Source organism: Pyxidicoccus fallax (assembly GCF_012933655.1).
GTDB classification, from domain to species: Bacteria; Myxococcota; Myxococcia; order Myxococcales; family Myxococcaceae; genus Myxococcus; species Myxococcus fallax.
The window spans coordinates 13,357-33,320 of the sequence record NZ_JABBJJ010000056.1 but is presented as its reverse complement, the minus strand read 5'-3'; the positions used below and the strand labels follow the sequence as shown (position 1 = coordinate 33,320).

The window sequence follows — 19,964 nt, the reverse complement described above, 5'->3', positions numbered from 1 at the left end:
CTCCCGACCGCGGGTGGCGGTGCCGGGGCTCACGAGGGAGGGTGTGATGAAGGTGCTCTGGTGCTGGCGATGCCAGATGGACATCCCGATGCTCGACGAGGCGGAGTTCGAGCAGGTGATGCAGGTGTACGCGGAGTGCAGGCGGGGCGGCATCAAGGCGTCCCTTCCGAAGGAGGGCGCGTCCATCAACGACCGGATTGCGGCCCTCCTGGCCCCGGTGTGCGCCGAGTACACGCGGCTGACTGGCTTCCCCGAGACGAACGTCAACGCGGTGCTGCACCACCGGCTGAGCCTCTTCGGCCCACCCTGCGCGACGTGCGGCAAGCCCCTGCGCACCCCGCAGGCCCGGTACTGCGCCGCATGTGGGGAGCCGCGCTGAGTCGGACGCGCCGCGCGCTCCGCGTGTGGGCGCGTCCCGACCCCCTCTTGCCGGAAAGCCCGACTCCCGACATTCTCTGACGCCGAAGCCTTCCCGTGGGAGCCCCCGCTCCCGGGTGTTGTGGCCCATGAGACTTCTGGCGGCGAGGGGCGTCATCCCTTCGCGGAACGATTCGCGGCACAATGCCTCGTGAGCGCACGGGGGAGTACGGATGAAGCAGACGGCCTGGGCAGTGGAGCGGGATGCCGAGCACGGCCGTGAGGTGCTCCTCCTCGTCACGTTGGAGGCGGACGCCGACGCGCCCCGCGCTCCGGTGGCCATCAACCTCGCCCTGGACCGCAGCGCGTCCATGCGCGGCGTGCCGCTGCTGGCCGCCATCCAGGCCGCGCAGGCGCTCATCGAGCGCGCCAGTCCCCGTGACTACCTGGGCCTGCTCACCTTCGACGCGGAGCCCGAGCAGGTGCTCCCCATGCGCGCCATGGAGCCCAACGCCAAGGCGCAGCTGCTCAAGGTGCTGTCGCGCCTGGAGGCCGGCGAGGGCACCGCGCTGCACGAGGCCGTCGAGCGCGCCGCCGAGGCCGCGCGCCGCGTGCTCGTCCCCGGTGCCCGGCCCCAGGTGCTGATGCTCACCGACGGCGAGCCCTCGGTGGGCCCGTCCCAGCTCGCGGACTTCAAGACGCTCGGCGGCCGCGTGGCCGAGTCCGGCGTCATGCTGCACGCGCTGGGGCTGGGCCGGCACTACCTGCCCGACGTCCTCGAGGCCCTCACCCGTCCGTCCGGCACCGGCTTCGTCCACGTGGACGACCCCGAGGGACTGCCCATGGCCGTGGGGCAGCTCGGCGCGGAGCTGTTCGGCGAGGTCGTCTCCGACGCGCGCGTGCACGTGCTGCCCTCGGGCTTCGCCGACCTGCGCTGCCGCCACCGCTACCCGGCGCGCGTGGAAGGTGACGCGATGAGCGCGGCGCTCGGCGCGGTGTCCCTGGCCTTCCCGCGCCGCGTCCTCTTCGCGGGCCTCTTGGGCTCGGCGGAGTGGAACCTGGGCGTGACGTCCTCGTACACGGAGCGGGGCGACACGCGCCGTATCTCGGTGCCGGTGACGCGCATCCTTCCGGAGAGCGAGCAGGGCCGCTACGTGCGCGCCGTCTCCGCGGAGCTGGAATTGGTGGCCGCCGAGGCCGCCGCGTGGAAGGCGCTGGGCCGCCGCCACCAGGACTCGGCCGAGCGCGCGCTGGAGGCCGCGGACCTGGCGCTCTACAAGCTCGCCCGGCTTGGCGCCCCCGAGGTGCCCCCGAATCGCCACGTGGAGCGGCTGGCGGACCTGCGGCGCATCATGGAGCGCCGGGCGAACCAGAACCTCCCCGCGCTGGTGATGCGCCGGGCCCACTCCGAGGTCTCCCGCATCACGATGAGCCGTGTGGGCCCCGCCCCCCTGGCCGCGCTGGTGCCCTGGAAGACGGAGGAGTAGCCGCCGCCCGCGCTTCCTGATGCGCGGCGTGGGGCCGGCCGCCCCGGGCCCGCGCGGGCGTCCGGGAAGCCGGATGAGCGGCGCCGTCTGCCCGCCTGCTCTCACCGGACGGGGCGCGGGGGCCTCCTGTAACCTCGCGGACTTCCGAGCGTATGGAAGACAGCAGCCGTCCTGGCGACGGGGAATGCCCGGCCGCCTGGGGGGTTCATGGGAGTCGGAGACCCGTGCCTGTCGCTGGCGGGCCGGCCCGCCGTGGGTTAACGGGAGGCGCATGAAGCGTCAGCAGTGGAAGAGGTTCGGTGCGGTGGGCGGCCTCGGCATGGCCTTGCTGGCCACGGTGGCGTGGGCGGAGCTGCCCGCGTCCGCGGTGGGCACGAGCGCGCCGGACGAGGGCGACCCGCGCGTGGAAGCGGCGTTGCTCGTGGATGCCACCCAGGTGAAGCCGGGCGACGCGTTCCGCGTGGGCGTGCGCTTCCGCATGGACCCGGGCTGGCACATCTACTGGAAGAACCCCGGCGACTCCGGTCTGGAGACGGAAATCGCCTGGGACACGCCGGGCTCCACCGTGGGGCCGCTGCAATGGCCCTTCCCGCACACCTTCCGCACGCCGGACGGCTTCATCGTCACCCACGGCTATGACGGCGAGGTGCTCCTCTTCGCGCAGGCGCGCGCCGCCGAGGGGGCCACGGGCTCGCTCCAGCTCTCCGCCGCGGTGGAGGCGCTGGTGTGCGAGGTGCACTGCATCCCCGCCGAGCTGATGCTCACCCGCAGCGTGCCGCTGGGCCCCCAGACCCAGCTGGACGCGGACGCCGCGCGCGCCTTCGACGACGCACAGACGAAGGTGCCCCGGCCCACGGCGGACACCGGCCACATGGTGAAGCTCGCGCTGGACACGCCGCAGCTCAAGGCGGGCCAGGAGTTCACCGGCACCCTCACCGTGGCGGGCCCTGGCGGCGCGCCGCTGCCCGCGCTGGAGGCGGACTTCTTCACCCCCGAGCGCATCGACGGCGTGGAGCGCGTGACGCTCACCTCCGCGGGCCCGGGCCGCTTCGCGCTGAAGGGCAAGGCGGAGCCGGACGTGCCCACCGCCGAGCCGCGCCTCACGGGCGTGCTGCGCCTGGGGACGAAGGCCTCGGGCTATCAGCCCGTGACGGTGGACGTGCCGCTGGCGCCCGTGGTGGCGGTCGGCGCGGTGGCCGGCGCGCCGGTGGTGAAGCCGCCGTCGGTGAAGGACAGCATCGCGGCGGTGAAGCCGGTGACCGCGGTGGCGGCGCCCCCGCCGGTGGCGGCCGACGACTCGGTGGGCCTGGGGCTGGCGCTGCTGTTCGCGTTCCTCGGGGGCGCGCTGCTCAACCTGATGCCGTGCGTGTTCCCCGTGCTGGCGCTGAAGGCGTACGGCTTCACGCGCATGGTGCAGCAGGAGCACGGCCGGGTGGGCGCGCACGCGGCGGCGTACGCGGGCGGCATCATCGGCAGCCTGTTGCTGCTGGCGGGCGCGGTGCTCGCGGTGCGCGCGGGCGGGGCCAGCGTGGGCTGGGGCTTCCAGTTCCAGGAGCCGCTCTTCGTGGCGGCGGTGAGCGCGGTACTGGTGGCCTTCGCGCTCAACCTCTTCGGCGTCTTCAACGTGGGCCTGGACGGCACCGCGCTGGCGGGCAAGGTGGACCAGAGTCACGGCCTCCTGCACAGCGCGGGCGAGGGCGTGCTCGCGGTGGTGCTGGCCACGCCGTGCTCGGCGCCGCTGCTGGGCACGGCGGTGGGCTTCGCCTTCGCGGCGGGCCCGCTCACGGTGCTGGCCACCTTCGTGGCGCTGGGCCTGGGGCTCGCGCTGCCCTTCTGCCTGCTGGTGCTGGTGCCGGGACTGGCGAAGAAGCTGCCCAAGCCGGGCGCGTGGATGGAGCGCTTCAAGCAGGTGCTGGGCTTCGCGCTGCTGGGCACCACGGTGTGGCTGGTGTGGGTGATGGGCGGGCTGGCCGGCGTGGACGGCATGGCGCGGCTGCTGGCCTTCCTCGTCGCGGTGGGCCTGGGCACGTGGCTGTATGGCCAGGCGCAGGCGCAGGACGGCGGGCGCAAGCTGGCCACCGTGGCGGTGGCGGCGCTGGTGCTGGTGGCCTCGGGCGTGGTGGCGCTGCGCTTCGACGAGACGGCGGCGCCCGCGGCGCGGACGTCCACGGTGGCGCAGGCCTGGGACGCGGCGGCGGTGGACACGGCGCTGGCGGCCGGTCAGCCGGTGTTCATCGACTTCACGGCGGACTGGTGCCTCACCTGCAAGTTCAACGAGCGCACCGTGCTGGCGCGCGAGGAGGTGCGCGCCGCCTTCACCGAGCACCAGGTCGCCTTCTTCGTGGCCGACTGGACGCGCCGGGACGCGCGCATCACCGCGAAGCTGGCCGAGCACGGCCGCGCGGGCGTGCCCATGTACCTGGTGCTGAGCCCCGGTGCTCCGGACAAGCCGGAGGTGCTGCCGGAGCTGCTCACCGCGGAGATGGTGGTGGACGCGGTGAAGCGCGCGGCGGAGTGCTCGCCCTCGCGACGCAAGGAAGGCTCGAACATCCTCTGTGCCACCGCGGGACTTCCGCGGCCCTGAGTTCCCGAAGACGCAGTCAACACTCCCCCAGGAGGTACGCCATGAAGCAGGTCTTCACCGCCCTCGCGCTCGGCACGTTGTTCGTCGGGGCTCCCGCCCTCGCGGATGCCGAGGTGGGCAAGCCCGCGCCGGCCTTCACGCTGAAGGACGAGACGGGCAAGGAGCACTCGCTGGCGCAGTACAAGGGCAAGGTGGTGGTCCTCGAGTGGACCAACCCCGAGTGCCCCTTCGTGAAGCGGCACTACGAGGCCGACACGATGGCCACCACCCTGAAGGGCTTCGACGCGAAGAAGGTGGTGTGGCTCGCGGTGGACTCCACGGCGCACAACACGCCGGAGAAGTCCGCGACCTGGAAGAAGGCGGAGGGCTTCCCCTACCCGGTGCTGCAGGACGCGCCGGGCACCGTGGGCAAGGCCTACGGCGCCAAGACGACGCCGCACATGTACGTCATCGATGAGCAGGGTGTGGTGCGCTACGCCGGCGCCATCGACGACGACCCGCGCGGCAAGAACGACAAGAAGGTCAACCACGTGAAGACGGCCGTGGACGCGGTGCTCACCGGCAAGCCGGTGCCGGCCGCCACCACCACGCCGTACGGCTGCTCCGTGAAGTACAAGAGCAGCTAGTCGCTTCCCGGTGGAGCGCGGGCGGTGGAGCCCGCGCCCCCGTGAGAGGATGTCCGGAGGCCCTCACTCCTGGGTGGGTGGGGGCCTTCTTCTTTTCGCGTGGGGACAGCGATGAATGCGTGGCGCATCCACAAGGCGGGCGTGGACGACATCGACGAGGTCATCCGGCTGCGGCGCGAGCTGATGCGCCAGTTCGGCGGGCTCACCGATGCGAACGCGGCCGCGTGGGAGGAGGCCGCGCGGCGGCACCTGCTGAAGGCGCTGCCGGAGGGGCGGTTCCACGTGTGGCTCGCGATGGCGGGGACGGAGGCGGTGGCGTGCAGCGGCCTCGTGCCCTTCGAGCGGCCACCGGCGGCGAGCGACCTCGGCGGTCTGGAGGGCTACGTCCTCAACATGTACACGGCGCCCGCGTGGCGGGGACGGGGGCTCGCGCGGGCGCTGCTCGCGGAGTTGATGGCCTTCGCGCGGGAGGCGGGCATGTCGAAGCTGTGGCTGCACGCCTCGGAAGACGGCCGGCCGCTCTACGAGAAGGTCGGCTTCGCGCCCGAGCCCACCGCGCTGGAGTGGAAGCCGGAGCGGCACTGACGGGAGTGTGCCTCGCGATGGCTTGTCGCGCTGGAGTGGAAGCCGGAGTGGCATTGACGGGAGCGTGCCTCGCGCGGCGGCTTGTCGCGCTGGAGTGAGCGCCGGAGCAAAGAGGCCCTCCGGGCTGCCGAGGCCCTGGTTTGCGGACGGCACCGGGAGCGCCGTGCCGCCTCCCGGCGGAGGGGGCAGGCAGCGGAGCGCCGGCCGGTGCCTTGTCCGATACGCGACGGGTTCGGACCTTTGCCCCCAGGAGGAAGACGATGGCCGACAACAAGGGCAATCCGGTGAAGGGTGACGAGCGGACGGACACGAAGAGCGCCGAGGAACTCCGGCGGGAGGCGCGTCACCAGGAAGGCGAGCGGCATGTCGAGGCGACGGACGAGGATACGGGCGTGGACCGCATCCACCAGAAGGGCATTGGCGGCTATGGCGCCCAGGAGGGCACCGAGCCCGCGCGCGAGTCGCCCCCGTTGAGCGACAAGAGCTAGCGCACCGCTGAACGGACGGGCCGGAGCGTGCGGGAGGTCGCGCGACGCGGAAGGGCTCCGGACATCCGAGCGGGCGCCGCTCTCCCGTGTCCCTCGGAGGTCCCATGTCCCCGCTGTCCCGTGCCGTGCGCTCCAGCCTCGTCCTGGGGCTGCTCTTCCTCGCGCTGCCCCTGGTGGCCGGCGCGCAGGAGGTGGCGCCCGTGCCCGCCGCCCCGTCCGCGCGTGACTGGCTGGCCGCGCACAACGCGGAGGCCGTGCGCCTCAACCGCGTGGCCATGGGCGTGCTGTTCGGCTGGGCGGTGCTGAACATCGGCACCGGTGTGGCGGGACACTTCGCCACCGAGGGCGAGACGCGCGCCTTCTTCCAGGCCAACGCGGCGTGGAACGTCGTCAACCTCGCCATCGCCGGCTTCGGGTATCACGGACAGGCCACCGCCGAGCCCGCCACGTGGGACCTGGCGCGCAGCCTCGCCGAGGGCCAGAAGATGGAGCGGCTGCTCCTCTTCAACACGGGCCTGGACGTGGGGTACGTCGCCTTCGGCGCGTTCCTGTGGGAGCGCGGACTGCGCAAGGACTCGGAGCGGCTGCGAGGGTGGGGCAAGAGCCTGCTGGTGCAGGGCGGCTTCCTGCTCGTCTTCGATGGGGTGCTGTGGTTCCTCAACTCACGGGTGAACGGCGAGCTCTCCGCCCGGCTGGTGCCCGCGCCAGGGGGCGTGGGGCTGATGTTGTCCTGGCCCTGAGCGACGGGCCGGGGCCCGGCTGGCCGGGGCCTCCCGCGCCCTGATGTGCGCTTGCGTCATGCCTACGGTGTGGAGAAGGCACGCGCCTTCATGGAGGTGGACCATGGCCGAGGCCTGTGACCACGTGGAGCGAGCGGGGAACCCCGAGCCCAGGACGGAAGGCTGCGAGGAATGTCTCGCGATGGGAGACGAGTGGGTGCACCTGCGGCGCTGCCTGACGTGCGGCCACGTGGGGTGCTGCGACTCTTCCCGGAACAAGCACGCGACGAAGCACTTCCGGCACACGCACCACCCCGTCGTCCAGTCCTTCGAGCAGGGCGAGAGCTGGGTGTGGTGCTACGAGGACGAGCTGTTCCTGGACGAACGCCCCCGCCACGACGAGGCGCGGGTGTAGCCGCCGCGGTTCAGCGGGACGGCGGCTTCGCGGTGTTCATGGTGAAGGCGCGCACGATGTCCTTGTCCGCTCCGTCACCTCCAGGCTGACCGTCCGCGCCGAGGGTCGACACCTCGACCTGCCCGTCCTTCGCCACGGAGAAGGTATAGGGCCGTCCCCACGGGTCCACGGGCACTTCTTCCACGACACCCACGTCCACCAGCGCGGGCCAGCCTCCCTCGAGTGGGAGCGGGCCCGTGCGCCGGGCGTGGTCCCTGAGGGAGGTCATGATGACGCCGAGGTCCCACATGGCGCGCTCCCGCGGCGACCGGGTCGTGAAGGGATGGCCGCAGAAGGGGTTCGCCGCGAGCTGCAGGAGCACGTAGCAGCCGGCGATGGGGACCACCACCTTGGCTGCTTGCCGCAGTGAGTGGCGCAGGGAACGGCGCGGAGTCATGACCGTCCCATCATGCCCTGGAGCGCCCGTGTCTGCCGGGTGTGCTCAGCGCGGTGGGAGGTCGACCTCGAAGGTGCGCGCGACGTCCTCGTCCTGGCCCTCTCCGCCCTGCCGGCCATCCGCGCCGTGACTCCAGAGCTTCACCTGCCGGCCGTCGACCGTGAAGAGGTAGGGGTTGTTCCAGGGGTCCACCGCCATGGTCTCCAGGACCCCCGCGTCCACGAGCACGGCCAGGTTCCCTGCCGGCGGCAACCGGCCCGTGCGCCGGGCGTAGAGCTTGAACGCGCCTTCCAGGTGGTGGAGGTCCAGCCGTGCCATGTCGTGCTTCGTGTAGCAGCACACCGAGTAGTTGAGGATGGCGCCACACGGGCCCAGCACTCCGAAGCAGGTGAAGGCCACGGCGACGAGGAGCAGGGCCTTGGTGGCCTCCAGGACGGAGTGGCTCAGCGGACGTCTGGAAGGAGTGTCGTGCATGGCGAGACCTCCTCCCGGTTGTTCAAGCCGCGTGCCTGTGTGCTCCCGAGAGGCACGGGGATGGGGGGACCGACGGCCCACCGCCAGATTGTCCGGACCTCCGCGTGTGAGCGTGGTCATCCTGTCACCGGCCGCGAGCCGTGCCCGCGGTCGCGGGTATCATGCCGTCACCGGCGCACGCGCCCCCGTGGCCAGGAGGACCGGATGAGCCTCGAAGGGAGCATCACCGAGCTGTTCGCGCGGCTCGCCCACTTCAGTGCGTTTCCGAAGTACTCCGTCGAGCGCCGGGTGGACCTCTTCCTCGCGCTCTTCATCGAGGAGTTCCTGTCGGACCAGTACGACGCGCCGGTGCGCATCATCGCTCCGGAGTTCCCCCTGAAGCGGGAGGCCAGCAACCAGAGCATCCACGTGGACTATCTGCTCCGGCGCGATGGCCCTCGTCCCGCGTGGCTCTTCCTGGAGCTGAAGACCTCGGCGGACTCCTTCCGGGACCCGCAGCTCGAAGCCTATCTGCGGGCCCGGGCCGCGGGGATGCCGGCGCTGCTGCGGGACCTCCACACCATCCAGCGAGCCTCGGACCACCGTGAGAAGTACGCGCACCTGCTCCAGGTGGTGGAGCGTGAGGCGCCCGTCGACGTGGAGTGCGAGGTGGTCTACCTGTCGCCCGCGCTGCACTGGCCGCTGCCGGAGCAGGTGCGGGTCTTCACACTCGACACGCTCGCCGCGTGGAGCCCCCGGAATCGGCATGTCGAGCTGTGGCCGCACGTGAGGCGGTTGCTGGAGTCGCTGCCCCGGTGAAGCGGACGGTGGCCCCGGTGGAGCCACCGTCATGCGCGTTCACGCGGCCACGGCCTCGGGACGGGGGCGGGTGCGGGCGTGGAGCTTCTTGCGGCCACCGCCCTTGCGCAGCACGTCCAACGTGACTTCCTCGTCGGTGGCCAGGGCCATGAGGCGCTGGAGGTCATCCACGCTGCCCACCGTCTTGCGGTTGATGGCGAGCAGCAGGTCGTCCACCTGGAGCCCGGCCTCGTGCGCGGGCGTTCCGTCTTGCACCTTGAGCACCTTCACCGCGCGAGGCTGCCCGGTGTCCTGGGCCAGCCGCGTGTCGAGGTTCACCGCCGTGGCGGCGATGCCGAGGAAGCGCCGCTCCACCTTGCCGCGCTGGATGAGGAGGCTGGCCACCCACGCGGCCGTGCTCGCGCCCACCGCGAAGCCGATGCCCTGCGCGTACGGCAGCACCAGCGTGTTGAGTCCCACCACCTCGCCGCGCGTGTTGATGAGCGGCCCGCCCGAGTTGCCCGGGTTGATGGCGGCATCCGTCTGGAGCATCCCCTCCAGCATGACGCCGTTGGGCAGGCTGATGCTGCGGTTGATGGCGCTCACCACGCCCATGGACACCGACTGCTCCAGCCGGAACGGGTTGCCGATGGCCATCACCAACTGGCCCACGCGCACCGTCTTCGGGTCGGCCAGGGGGAGGGTGGGGAAGTCCGTGCCCTCGGCGCGGACCACCGCGAGGTCGGTGGGGGCATCACCGCCCACGACCTCGCCTCGGAGCTCCTCGCCGTTGGAGAGCTGGATGGTGACCTTGCGGCTGCGCGTCACCACGTGGCGGTTGGTGAGGACGTAGCCGTCGGGGGTGAGGAAGAGGCCGGTGCCATGGCCTCGGGCGTGCTCGACGCCCACGACGGCGGGCGAGGCGCGCTCGACGAGGGACTCGAGGTCGTCGGAGAACTGTTGCAGGAGCTTCATCGCGTCATCCTTTCCTTCACGAGCGCTTGCCGATGGTGATGGGCACCTCGCGCACCTCACCGGCGCGAAGCACACGGGCCTGGACGGTGGTGCCGACCTTCTCGTCCCCGAGGTAGCCGAGCAGGTCCTCCACGCGGTGCAGCGGCTGGCCGCCCAGGCTCACCAGCACGTCCCCGAGCAGCAGGCCCGCCTTGTGCGCGGGGCCGTCCGGGTCCACTGAGAGGAAGATGAGCCCCGCCTCGGTGCCGGCGCGGTCCACGAGGGACGGGGGCACGCGCACCGGGTAGGCGCCCACGCCGAGGTAGCCCCTGCGCACGCCGCCGTGCTCGCGCAGCGTGGTCGCCACGCGGGTCAGGGTGTCGCCGGGGATGACGACGGCGGCGGTGCGGGAGAAGGCGGCGGTGAGCAGCCCGACGAGGCGGCCCTGCGTGTCCACCAGCGCGCCGCCGGAGAAGCCGGGGGGCAGGTCGGCGTCTGTCTCCAGGTAGCGGTCCACGCGACCACCGGCGTGGGTGCGCCAGCCCTCGCCGTGGGTGCTGACCATGCCGAGCGTGGCGCGCGCGGTGCGCCCCGGCCGGGCGACGGTGACGACGAGGTGGCCGACCTTCACCTCATCGAGCGGGGCGGGGGGGAGTGGGGTGAGGCCGGACACGTCGGCCTTGAGGAGGGCGAGGTCCGTGCTGGAGTCCCGGCCGACGAGCTCGGCGGAGACGGTGCGGCCGTCGGCGAGGCCGATGGCGATGTGGCCCTCGTGCTCGACGGCGTGGCTGGTGGTGACGATGAGGCCGTCGGCGCTCCAGACGATGCCCGTGGCGCCGCGACGGCGGCGGGCCTCGACGCGGACGATGGAGGGAGCGGTGCGCTCGACGACGGCGGCGAGGGACTGGGAGAGTGACTGGAGGTCGGTGGACATGGCGGATTCCTTTCGAGGCTGAAGGTAAAAGCCTCGAAAAGGCGCCACATCGGCGGACCGGGCAGGACGTGGAGCTACCCGTTCGGGCAGGTCGCCTCTCCGTTGGGAGGGGTGGCCCGGTCAACCGGGCGGGATGGGTCAGCCGGCCTTGCGGAAGCGCTCGTATCGTTCTTCCAGGGAGTCGCGGCGCGGGCGCAGCTCGGACTCCGCCGCAACATGCCGAGCGGTGCGTCCAGCTCCATGGCGCGCACGAGCCGGCGGTTGTCGCGCCCATCGATGTCCGTTCCCTCGAACCTGTAGAGGAACCCCTCGTCCGAGTGCAGCTCGTCGTAACGTGCCACCCGTCCCTCACGAGGCACGTTGGTCTTGATGGACAGCGCGGACTCACGCATCTGCCGGGGCCAGAAGATGCCGCGGGGACGGTTGGCGAACAGGAGCCGCTCACCCTGATACGTGAAGCCCTCGTTGATGACGTTCCAGGGTAGGACCTCGCCGTGCTGGTGCACGAGCCGCTGCAGGGCGTCGAAGGCGGCGACTCGGATGGGCCAGTCGGGGTCCTGGGACATGGGCACGCGGCGCCCGCCTCGGGAGCGGCGCCGGAACGTGACCAGGCTACCAGGTCATCGGGGATTCACGGCAATGGGCGCTCGGCCAGGAGCGCGGCTTCTTCAGGAACACGCGTGTCGGGAAGCAGAGAGGGCCGCCGTGCCGCGAGGCCGCCGTGTCAGGGGGCTGCCTATACTCTCGTGTGGATTCTGACGTGGCAGGTAGGCTTGGCGAGGCGGGACGTGGCTGCCCGGTGGGGGTACTGGCGTGAGCGGAGGGCATGTGGCCGTGGAAGGTCAGGCGGAGGCGTTGAAGGAACTGGGACGGCGGCTCGCGAGGTGCCGGAAGGCGTCGGGGCTCGACCTGGAGGCCCTGGGGGCGCGTACCGCGGTTGCTCCCCGGCTCATTCACGACTTCGAGATGGGACACGGCTCGCTTGGTGTGGGCGCGCTCGCGCGAATCGCGGGCGCCCTGGGCGTGGCGCCCACGGCCTTCCTGCACACCGCGGCTCCCCAGGAGCGGGCCCCCATCGAACCGGGAGTGCTCCTGAAAGGTCGCTCCGTCAGTGCCTCCCTGCTCCCACGAGACAGGGAGGCGCTCGCGAAGGGACTTCAGCAAGCCCAGGCCTTCTCACGGCTCGGAGACCTCCTGCGCGTCGAGCGATTGGCGGAAGGCTTCCATCCCAGGGCCGCGCCCGCGAAGGGGGCAAATCGCGGCGGGTATCGGAGTGCCCTCCGGGTCCGTGCACTGCTCCCGGAGCGGCAGGGGCCCATCCGGGGGCTGAGACGTCTCGTGGAGGGACGCTTCGACATCCTCGCCCTGCGGCATCACTTCGAGCATCCCGCGGTCCTTGGCGCGAGCTGCCGCTCAGGCCGGGCGCGGTTGATCGTCATCAGCGCGCGTATCGAGCGAGAGCCCGTGTACCGCTTCGTCCTCGCACACGAGCTGGCGCATCAGTTGCTCGACCTCGGCGACAGTGGAATCACGGCGGACGAGGGGCACTTCGAGAGTTCGGGCTTCTGGATGGAGAACCCGCCGGAGGAGAAGCGCGCCAATGCCTTCGCGGCGATGTTGCTCGCGCCCGAGGATGCGGTGCGAAGGGAACTCGGGCTGCCCAGGGTCGAGGGATACGGTCTGGCGGAAGCGAGGGCGCTGGTCACGCGAGCCCGGACGACGTTTGGCCTCAGCTTCTCGGCCATGGCCTGGCATCTCTACAACCTTCGCTACTTCCGCTCCGTGGAGACCGTCGAGGCCCTGGTGACCGCTCCGGATGAAGCACCGCTGACGGGCTTCGAGGGAGAGTCACGCTTCAACGGGTTGGAGCGCAGGGTCCTGGAGGCTCATTCCCGGGAACTCATCTCCGCCAGTCGCGCACGAGAGTTGCTTGGAAGCTCCCTGGAGGAGCTCTCTCTGCATGAAGAGGTACGTGGTGGATACGGACATCCTGGCCAACATCCAGCGAGCGGGTCACGCAGGGACGCTGGGAAGCCTCGGCCCGCTTCCCGTCGTCATCACTGACACGGTCTGGGAGGAGCTGACCATCAACGCCCGGTTGAATGGCGCGCCTCCCAGACTCGTGAAGGAGGCGGACGACATGCTGCGGGCCATCGCGGGAGCACCCAGAGTGCTGACACCGCAGAGTCCTGAAGCACGGACGCTCGTCCAACTACAGCTCCCGCCTCCCACCGAAGGTCTGGGGGAGCACTCGGTCATCGCATACGCCTTCCACCACCTGGAGGTGACGGCGGTCCTCAACGACCGCAGGGCGCTCCACCGGAGCATCGAGGAGCTGCGGGGGCGCGTCATTTCCTGGCACGGCTTCCTGGACGTGCTGCGCTCCGGACATGGGCTGACGAAGCGGGCCGCGGATGAGCTGTCCGCCTGGTTTTGCACCCGCTTCGTTCCACAGCGACCTCCCGTCTGGTGGTAGCGACCGTTGCGCCTCAGCGCCCATCCGCCATCAGGCCCCGCCGGAGCTGTTCGAGCTGGAAGTCCGCCAGGTCGTACGTCGGGTGGTGGAAGGCGTGGGTGCCGATGGCGGCCTCGAAATGCCGCTGTGCCTCTCGCGTGTCCGCTCGGCCCTCGTGCCCGGGCAGCTGTCCCGCCAGCGCCGCCTCGCCCAGGTAGTAGTGCGCCTGGATGCGGCGCAGCCGCTCCGTGTGCGAGTCCTCGTCCTTCGTCGCCGCCCACAGCGCCTGTTCGTCCAGCTCGCCCACGAGGTAACGCGCCACCGGCAGCGGCCAGTCCGCGGACACGTGCGACGCGATGAAGGACTTCAGCTTCGCGACCAGCGCCTCGCGGGGCCCGGACAGCGAATCCAACAGCCACGCCATGACGTCGTCCGGGTTCTTCTCCACGAGCACGCTCAGCGCCTGCTTCGCCAGCTCCGCGCCGTCGCGCATCGCCGCCACTGCCGTCACGTACATGCGGGTGGCCGCCGTGTTCTTCCCCTCGTCCACCAGCGGCCGCAGCAGTCCCGCCGACGCGTCCATGTCCCCTTGCGCCAGATGCGCTCGGGCGAGTATCAGCCGCGACTCCACGTCCCCCGGCATCCGCTTCACGATGGGCGCGAGCACCTCCACCGCCTCTCGCGTCCGGCCCTGCAGGAGCAGGCCCCGGGCGAGCCCCACGCTGTAGAAGGCCTCCTTCACGTCGGTGCCCGGAGCCGCGGTGCCCTTCGCACGCCACGCGGCCACGTGCGCCAGCGCGGCCCGGTAGCCCTTCTCCGCCAGCGCACCATCCCGCGTCAGCCGCCCCAACATGCCCCAGCGCCGCTCGATGATGTCCGGATTCAGCCCCACCCAGTCCAGCGGGTGCTTCGACACCAGCGCCTCCAGCATCGCGCGCACGTTCGAGGGCTGGTAGCGCATCATCATCGGCAGCAGGGACTCCTGCATCAGCGCCTGCCCGATGCGCAGCGCGTCCAGCTCCAGCAGCTCGCCCAGCTTCGCGTCCGCCACCGTGTACTCCATGGGCCAGAAGCCCGAGGGCGCGCCCACCGTCGCCTCGAAGCTGCTCAGCTTCACCGCGAGCTTCCCACCTTCCAGCGATACCTCACCCCACGCGAGCGCGTTCACCTTCGCCTCGCCCGTGCGCGCTCGCGCCTCCTCCAGCGTGGACGGTGACGCCACGGCGGGGTGCACCACGTCCAGAGGCGCCTCGCGAGTGAGCCCGTGGAGCGAGGCGAGGATGCGCGCCTGCTGCGCCTTCGCCACCTCCGCGGCCTCCGGGGTCGCGGCACGCAGCGGGAGCAGGCCCACGACGTAGCGCGGCTCGCTCCGTGGGGCGGGCTCGGCGACCGGCGCGGGAGCGTGGGTGCAGGCCACGCTCATGGCGGCCAGGACGAGGAGACAGGCTCGAAGACTCATGCCCGCGCCTTGAGCAAGAGCCGGGCCGGCATACCGGGCGGCCTGCCGGGCGATGCGCTCTCCTCCCGTCCCGAGGCTCACACCGCATCAGGACATTCCTAGCTTGTCCCGAGGTCGTCCCACTTCCGCGAAAGACCTTCCCGAATCCGAACGAGAGGTGAGCCCATGGAACAGACTCAAGGCAACACGACGCAGCCGGCACAGGGCATTACCCCAGGCGACCGCCAGGAGTTCGAGGCCCTCCTCAAGGGCTACGACGTGGCGCTCCTCACCACCCGCGGCGCGGACGGGCACTTCCACTCGCGGCCCATGGCCCTGTCGAAGAAGCGCCGGTCCGGCTCCGAAATCTACTTCGCCACCTGGGTGGACACGCAGAAGGTCCACGACCTGGAGGTGGACCCGCACTGCTCGCTCGCCTTCCACTCGACCGAGAACAGCTCCACGTACCTCTCGGTGTCGGGCGTGGTGGAAATCGTCAGGGACCGGCAGGTCATCCACGACTTGTGGGAGGCCAACTGGAAGCCGTGGTTCCCCAAGGGGCCCGACGAGGGTGACATCGCCCTGCTGCGCTTCATCCCCGAGCACGCCGAGTACGTCCACCCCGAGGGCGGCAAGCTCAAGGTGCTCTTCAGCACCGCGAAGGCCCTGGTGACGAAGCAGCGCCCCGACCCCGGTCCGAAGAAGGAGCTGGACCTGCACTGACGTCCGGCCCGCTCAGGCGCGCTCGAGCAGCGCGCCTCCCGGACCGAAGCCGAGCGTCAGGCACAGCACCCGCCGGCTGTCCGCGAGCCTCGCGTCCCCTCGCGCGGCCTCCGCGGCCAGCTCCGCGTCGTTGAGCACCAGCACGGTTCCACCGGTGGGGAGAGCCGACTCCCGGAGGATGTCCGCGACCAGCGGCGCATGCCCTTCCCAGCCATAGGTGCAGCCACCGGGAAGGAGCGCCGCGTCGAGCGGGCACGGAAGCGCGAGGCACAGCGCGTCCGGGGGCTGCTGGCCCGCGAAGTCTCGCAGGGCTCCGGCGACGAAGCGCACCGCCGCGGGGATGTGGTGCTTGTCGGCCGGGCGCGGCATTCCGATGAACAGCAGCGGCAGTGTGGCCGTGTCCCGCTCGAAGACGTGCACGGCCTGGGGGCTCGCGCACTTGATGCTCGTCTGGCCCATGTCGAGCGCCACGGGGCGGTTGGGCCGCATCGGCGCCAGGATGCGCAGTCCCGCGCGCACGGGAGCGAAGCGCGGATCGTCCGCGACGTACACGGGGCACGGGAGCGCGGCCGTGACCTCCTCCACCAGTGGCGCGAAGCCCTCCAGGCACGCCAGCCCGCCGCTGAGCCACACCGCGTCCACGTCATGCCGCGATGTCAGCTCCCCCAGCGCGCCCGCGAGCGCGGGGAGCAGGTGGAAGGCGAGCATCGACTCGGGGACTCCGTCGCGCCGGGCTTCGTCCACGCGAGCCGAGCCGAGCAATTCCCACAGCTCGTGCCCGAGCACCGGGAGGTTCCACACCTCCAGGTTCGTGACACCCGGAGGGACGTGACGCCGGAGCGTCCAGCCGTGCGCGACCGTGCTCATGCGAGCCTCGCCCTTTCCAGCGGTGTCATCGACGGAGGATGCGCGTTCCGGGTCATGCCGCGAGCCTCGTGAGCTCCAACACCGTGACCCGGCCGGAGCGCCTGGCTGTGGGGGCCCGTGCTCATGCCGTGAGCCTCACGCCATCCATCGAGGTGCTCCCCGGAGGCACATGACACCGCGGCACCCAGCCGTACGTGCCCGCGCTCATGCCGCGAGCCCCGTGATGAGCTCGGCGGCCTTCCTCGCGCCGTCGTGGGCACGGTAGGAGGCGGCGATGGTGGCCACCCGCTCGCGCAGTGGTGTGCCGGGCTCCAGGAGCTGACGGAGCGCGGCACGGCACGCGTCCACGGTGAGGGTGCGCGGGTCCAGCGCGAGCCCGGCGCCGGACTTCGTCAGGAAGTGCGCCTGGATGGGCTGGTCGTTGCACACGGGCAGCAGCAGCATGGGCACGCCCGCCGTCATCGCCTCCATCACCGAGTTGGCCCCACCATGCGAGATGAACGCGGAGGTCCGTGCCAGGAGCTGCCGCTGCGGCACGTACGGCACGGCGACCACGTCCCCGGGCAGCGCGCGCGAGAAGTCCGTGTCCGCCAGCTCGCCCGCGCTGAGCACCACCGTGACACCGAGCGGCGCGGCGGCCTCGGTGATGGTGCGGAACAGCTCGGGCTGCCACGAAATCTGGCTCCCGAAGGACACGTACACCACGGGCTTGTCGCCCAGGCGCTCCCACGGGAAGTCCACCTCGTCCCCACGAGCCTCCGGCGGTACCGAGGGCCCCACGAGGTGCGTGGCGGGAGGAACTCCGGCGTCCGGGCCCAGGAAGGCCTCGGTGGCGAAGATGATGTTGAGGCGTGGCGACAGGCACTCGCAGTTGCGGAAGCGCGCGTCGAAGCCATGACGGGCGAACAGCGCCTGTCGGTCCGCCGCCAGCGCGCGCACGTTGCGCTTCAGGCCGTAGTCACTCATGGGCTCCAGCAGCGACAGCGCGGAGGACACGCCCGCCCAGGGAATGCCCGCCTCATGGGCCGCGAGCACCGCCGCGTACTGCATCCCGTCCAGCGCCATGACGTCCGGGCGGAAGCTCCGCACCACCTCGCGCACGGGCCCGAGCAGCGCGGGCACCGCGTCGAGCAGCAGACCTCGAATCCACTTCCCCAGGGCCACCTCGTCCAGGACGAGGCGCGCCAGGGCCTCTCCGCTCGTCTCGATGGCGGGAGCCGGGGCCTCGGTCCCTGGCAGGTGCAGCACCTCCACGCCGAGCGCGGCGAGCTGCGGCGCGGGCTCGGGGATGCAGAGCCAGCCCACGGTGTGCCCCATGCGGCGCAGCCACTGCGCGACGCCCGCCATGGGGTTGAGGTGGCCCTTCTCGGGCGAGGTGGCAATCAGGATTCGGGACATGGCGTGTCGGAGGCGCGGTGCGCCTGGAGCATGGCGAGGGAGACGAGCCGCATCAACAGCCGGTCCACGGCGCTGGCCTCCGGAACGTCGGGAGACAGACGTGTGGAGCGCTCCAGCAGCGCGCGTGTCGCGCCGGGGTCGATGACTCGCAGCGGTTCCAGGCGCGAAGGCGTGAGCCAGGCGCGGTACAGCTCCAACCAGCGGGCCCGCACGGGACTGGAGAGCGCGGTGTGCGCGTAGCGGGGCGTCTTGCGCGCGAGGCGGACCTCGTCGGGGACGAGTGCGCGCACGGCATGCCGGAAGAGCCACTTGCCCGCGCCGTCCCGCGCGAGCGCGGACTCGGGGAGCGACAGCGCCACGTCCGCGAAGGCCGCGTCGAGGTACGGCGTGCGCACGGTGAGGCCGTGGGCTCGCGCGCCTCGCAGCTCCGGAGGAAGCACCAGCTCGCGCAGCACCCAGGCGGCGTAGCGGACCTCCTCGGACGCGTCTTCCGGCTCCAGCGCCCAGGGCACCGCGACCTCGGGATTCGTCCCCAAGTTGTCCACAATGGAGGGACGCAGGACCTCGCGGGCGAGACGGCGGTCCTCTTCCACGCGGGCCCGTGCGCCGGAGAGCGCCGAGGGATTGCCCAGGAGCACCTCATCCGCGCCCGCACCGCTCAAGAGGACCGAAGCTCCGTGCTTCCGGGCCTCCGCGTAGAAGGCGAAGCTCGCTACCGCGCGGGCGTTGATGATGGGTTGCTCGTTGCCGAGGACGGCGGGCTCCAGGAGGTCCGGGAGCACGGCGTCGGGAATGGGCACATCCACCAACTCCACGCCCGAGGCCCGGGCCACCGTCCTCGCGTTCCGCCGCTCCGTGGCATCGGCGAAGTGGACGTCCATGGTCCAGGCGCGAACCCGTCCCGGCGCGTGGCGCGCGGTCAGGGCGCACAGGGTCGCGCTGTCCACGCCGCCGCTCAGGCTCACGTCACGCGCGCCCGAGGACACGTATTCCCCCACGACAACGGAGAGGGCCGACAGGAGTACCTCCGCGAGGCGTTCCTCTTCCTCCGGAGGCAATGTCGGCAGGCGCCGAGCCGACAGTGGACTGGCCTGTGTTTCCTCCGTGGTCGACGTCGATGGGTGCGGCTCCGAGGATGGACGTGTCTCCGTCGAGGAGGCCTCGGCAAGGTGCTCCGTGGTGCCCTGACGTCGCACGCGGGGCAGCGCCACCCGTTCCCGCGTCACGTTCCGGAACAGGCTCTCCCCCGGTGGCAGCGCGTGCCGCAGGAACGCGGCCACCGCCTCGGGAGACAGCCCCTCCGGCGCGAGCCGCCACACGGACTCCTCGGGAGCCGCGCCGCGTGGCTGGTAGTGGGGCAGGGTGGCGAGCGGGCCGCCGGGGACGAAGGACACGCGGGGACTGTGACAAGCGCCGGGGGCTCGGGGCAACCCCGCTATAGTCCCGCGCGTGCGCTACGAGCTTCACGACGGTCGAATCCTCACCTGGTCCCTGGAGGCGCACGTCACCACGCACTGCAACCTGCGCTGCGTGCAGTGCTGCCCGCTGTCTCCGCACCTGCCCACGTGGGCCGTCAGTCCCTCCGTGCTCGGCGAGGACCTGCGCAGGCTGGCCCGCGTCCTCCGCCCCAACATCTTCAAGCTCACCGGCGGCGAGCCCTTCCTCCACCCGGACCTCCCCGCCGTGCTGGACGCCGCGCGCGCCTCCGGCATCTCCGAGCAGCTCTCCATCACCACCAACGGCTTCCTCGCCCAGAGTGCCCCGGATGCCGTCTACGAGCGGCTGGACCGGATGACGCTGTCCGTCTACTCCTCCGCGCCGCTGCCCGAGCGCTCCATCGCCCGCATCACCGAGCGCTGCGAGCAGCACGGCGTCCACCTCTCCGTGAAGCACATCGACGCCTTCCAGCAGCTCACGCCGGACACGCCGCACACCTCGGACGCCGCCGTGCGCGCCATCCACGAGCGCTGCTGGCTCAAGGTGCGTTGCCACCTCGTGCACGCGGGCCGCTTCTACTCGTGCACGCGTCCACCTCACGTGGCCACGGTACTCGGGCCCACGTACCCGGAGATGCCCACGCTCGCCGAGGTGGACGGTGTCTCTCTCGACGCTCCGGACCTGCTGGAGCGGATGCTCGGCTACCTGGAGCGGGATACGCCGCTGGCGACCTGCCGCTACTGCCTGGGTGCCAGCGGCGACTTCCGTCCTCACGCGCAGCTCCCGCGCGCTCGCGTGTGACGGGGTGTC

General features: G+C 71.6%; 22 protein-coding genes. 13 read left to right on the top strand and 9 right to left on the bottom strand.

Annotated elements, in window-relative coordinates; all coding sequences use genetic code 11:
• Window positions 1–46: 46 nt before the first annotated feature.
• The 8 genes from HG543_RS14825 (at window position 47) to HG543_RS14790 (ending at window position 7,261) form a co-directional block, all read left to right on the top strand.
• On the top strand, window positions 47–379 hold the full coding sequence (locus HG543_RS14825; RefSeq protein ID WP_169345411.1) for a hypothetical protein: 333 nt from the start codon (window positions 47–49) through the stop codon (window positions 377–379).
• Window positions 380–590: 211 nt separating this feature from the next.
• On the top strand, window positions 591–1,844 hold the full coding sequence (locus HG543_RS14820) for a vWA domain-containing protein (protein WP_169345410.1): 1,254 nt from the start codon (window positions 591–593) through the stop codon (window positions 1,842–1,844).
• Between the two features lie 271 nt (window positions 1,845–2,115).
• Window positions 2,116–4,428: a protein-disulfide reductase DsbD family protein gene (locus HG543_RS14815; protein WP_169345409.1), complete on the top strand. Its 2,313-nt coding sequence runs from the start codon at window positions 2,116–2,118 to the stop codon at window positions 4,426–4,428.
• Window positions 4,429–4,469: 41 nt separating this feature from the next.
• A complete protein-coding gene (locus tag HG543_RS14810; RefSeq protein ID WP_169345408.1) occupies window positions 4,470–5,054 on the top strand; it encodes a thioredoxin family protein in 585 nt (194 codons plus the stop codon).
• A gap of 111 nt (window positions 5,055–5,165) precedes the next feature.
• Window positions 5,166–5,639 carry a GNAT family N-acetyltransferase gene (locus tag HG543_RS14805; RefSeq protein ID WP_169345407.1) on the top strand — a complete coding sequence of 158 codons (474 nt, stop codon included), beginning with the start codon at window positions 5,166–5,168 and terminating at the stop codon, window positions 5,637–5,639.
• Window positions 5,640–5,899: 260 nt separating this feature from the next.
• Complete coding sequence (locus HG543_RS14800; protein ID WP_169345406.1) at window positions 5,900–6,127, top strand: hypothetical protein; 228 nt, start codon at window positions 5,900–5,902, stop codon at window positions 6,125–6,127.
• Between the two features lie 104 nt (window positions 6,128–6,231).
• Entirely contained in the window at window positions 6,232–6,867 is a 636-nt protein-coding gene (locus HG543_RS14795; RefSeq protein ID WP_169345405.1) for a DUF6992 family protein, read from the top strand.
• 103 nt (window positions 6,868–6,970) lie between these two features.
• Complete coding sequence (locus HG543_RS14790) at window positions 6,971–7,261, top strand: UBP-type zinc finger domain-containing protein (RefSeq protein WP_169345404.1); 291 nt, start codon at window positions 6,971–6,973, stop codon at window positions 7,259–7,261.
• Between the two features lie 10 nt (window positions 7,262–7,271).
• Here HG543_RS14790 and HG543_RS14785 read toward each other — a convergent pair whose 3' ends face one another.
• Together HG543_RS14785 and HG543_RS14780 are read right to left on the bottom strand one after the other, a co-directional pair.
• Window positions 7,272–7,697, bottom strand: coding sequence for a type II secretion system protein GspG (locus tag HG543_RS14785; RefSeq protein WP_169345403.1), 426 nt, complete (start codon window positions 7,695–7,697; stop codon window positions 7,272–7,274).
• A 45-nt stretch (window positions 7,698–7,742) separates the two neighbouring features.
• Complete coding sequence (locus HG543_RS14780; RefSeq protein WP_169345402.1) at window positions 7,743–8,171, bottom strand: type II secretion system protein GspG; 429 nt, start codon at window positions 8,169–8,171, stop codon at window positions 7,743–7,745.
• A gap of 204 nt (window positions 8,172–8,375) precedes the next feature.
• Here HG543_RS14780 and HG543_RS14775 point away from each other — a divergent pair, with 204 nt between their 5' ends.
• Entirely contained in the window at window positions 8,376–8,969 is a 594-nt protein-coding gene (locus HG543_RS14775) for a hypothetical protein (protein WP_169345401.1), read from the top strand.
• A 39-nt stretch (window positions 8,970–9,008) separates the two neighbouring features.
• Here the strand turns inward: HG543_RS14775 and HG543_RS14770 are convergent, their stop codons facing one another.
• The 3 genes from HG543_RS14770 to HG543_RS14760 form a co-directional block, all read right to left on the bottom strand.
• Window positions 9,009–9,923, bottom strand: a complete 915-nt coding sequence (locus tag HG543_RS14770; protein ID WP_169345400.1) for a S1C family serine protease — start codon at window positions 9,921–9,923, stop codon at window positions 9,009–9,011.
• Between the two features lie 16 nt (window positions 9,924–9,939).
• A complete protein-coding gene (locus HG543_RS14765; protein ID WP_211193931.1) occupies window positions 9,940–10,836 on the bottom strand; it encodes a S1C family serine protease in 897 nt (298 codons plus the stop codon).
• A gap of 74 nt (window positions 10,837–10,910) precedes the next feature.
• The gene (locus tag HG543_RS14760; RefSeq protein WP_246357024.1) at window positions 10,911–11,402 is read right to left on the bottom strand and encodes a hypothetical protein; all 492 of its coding nucleotides are present in this window, start codon (window positions 11,400–11,402) and stop codon (window positions 10,911–10,913) included.
• 247 nt (window positions 11,403–11,649) lie between these two features.
• Between HG543_RS14760 and HG543_RS14755 the strand changes: the two genes are divergently transcribed.
• Together HG543_RS14755 and HG543_RS14750 are read left to right on the top strand one after the other, a co-directional pair.
• Window positions 11,650–12,900: an ImmA/IrrE family metallo-endopeptidase gene (locus HG543_RS14755; RefSeq protein WP_169345398.1), complete on the top strand. Its 1,251-nt coding sequence runs from the start codon at window positions 11,650–11,652 to the stop codon at window positions 12,898–12,900.
• Window positions 12,797–13,312 (top strand): hypothetical protein, encoded by a 516-nt coding sequence (locus HG543_RS14750; protein ID WP_169345397.1) that lies wholly within the window; start codon window positions 12,797–12,799, stop codon window positions 13,310–13,312. Before HG543_RS14755 ends, HG543_RS14750 begins: the two co-directional genes overlap by 104 nt.
• Window positions 13,313–13,325: 13 nt before the next feature.
• Here the strand turns inward: HG543_RS14750 and HG543_RS56295 are convergent, their stop codons facing one another.
• Window positions 13,326–14,750: a tetratricopeptide repeat protein gene (locus HG543_RS56295; protein WP_169345396.1), complete on the bottom strand. Its 1,425-nt coding sequence runs from the start codon at window positions 14,748–14,750 to the stop codon at window positions 13,326–13,328.
• Between the two features lie 165 nt (window positions 14,751–14,915).
• Between HG543_RS56295 and HG543_RS14740 the strand changes: the two genes are divergently transcribed.
• Window positions 14,916–15,452: a pyridoxamine 5'-phosphate oxidase family protein gene (locus HG543_RS14740; protein WP_169345395.1), complete on the top strand. Its 537-nt coding sequence runs from the start codon at window positions 14,916–14,918 to the stop codon at window positions 15,450–15,452.
• 12 nt (window positions 15,453–15,464) lie between these two features.
• On the opposite strand, the gene HG543_RS14735 is transcribed toward HG543_RS14740, so the two are convergent.
• From HG543_RS14735 to HG543_RS14725, 3 genes are all read right to left on the bottom strand, one after another.
• Window positions 15,465–16,319, bottom strand: coding sequence for an ROK family protein (locus tag HG543_RS14735; protein ID WP_169345394.1), 855 nt, complete (start codon window positions 16,317–16,319; stop codon window positions 15,465–15,467).
• Window positions 16,320–16,523: 204 nt separating this feature from the next.
• Window positions 16,524–17,717, bottom strand: a complete 1,194-nt coding sequence (locus HG543_RS14730; protein WP_169345393.1) for a glycosyltransferase — start codon at window positions 17,715–17,717, stop codon at window positions 16,524–16,526.
• Window positions 17,702–19,111 (bottom strand): asparagine synthase-related protein, encoded by a 1,410-nt coding sequence (locus tag HG543_RS14725; protein WP_343073357.1) that lies wholly within the window; start codon window positions 19,109–19,111, stop codon window positions 17,702–17,704. Before HG543_RS14725 ends, HG543_RS14730 begins: the two co-directional genes overlap by 16 nt.
• A gap of 55 nt (window positions 19,112–19,166) precedes the next feature.
• On the opposite strand from HG543_RS14725, the gene HG543_RS14720 reads away from it, so the two are divergent.
• Window positions 19,167–19,955, top strand: a complete 789-nt coding sequence (locus tag HG543_RS14720; protein ID WP_169345392.1) for a radical SAM protein — start codon at window positions 19,167–19,169, stop codon at window positions 19,953–19,955.
• The last annotated feature ends 9 nt before the right edge of the window (window positions 19,956–19,964 follow it).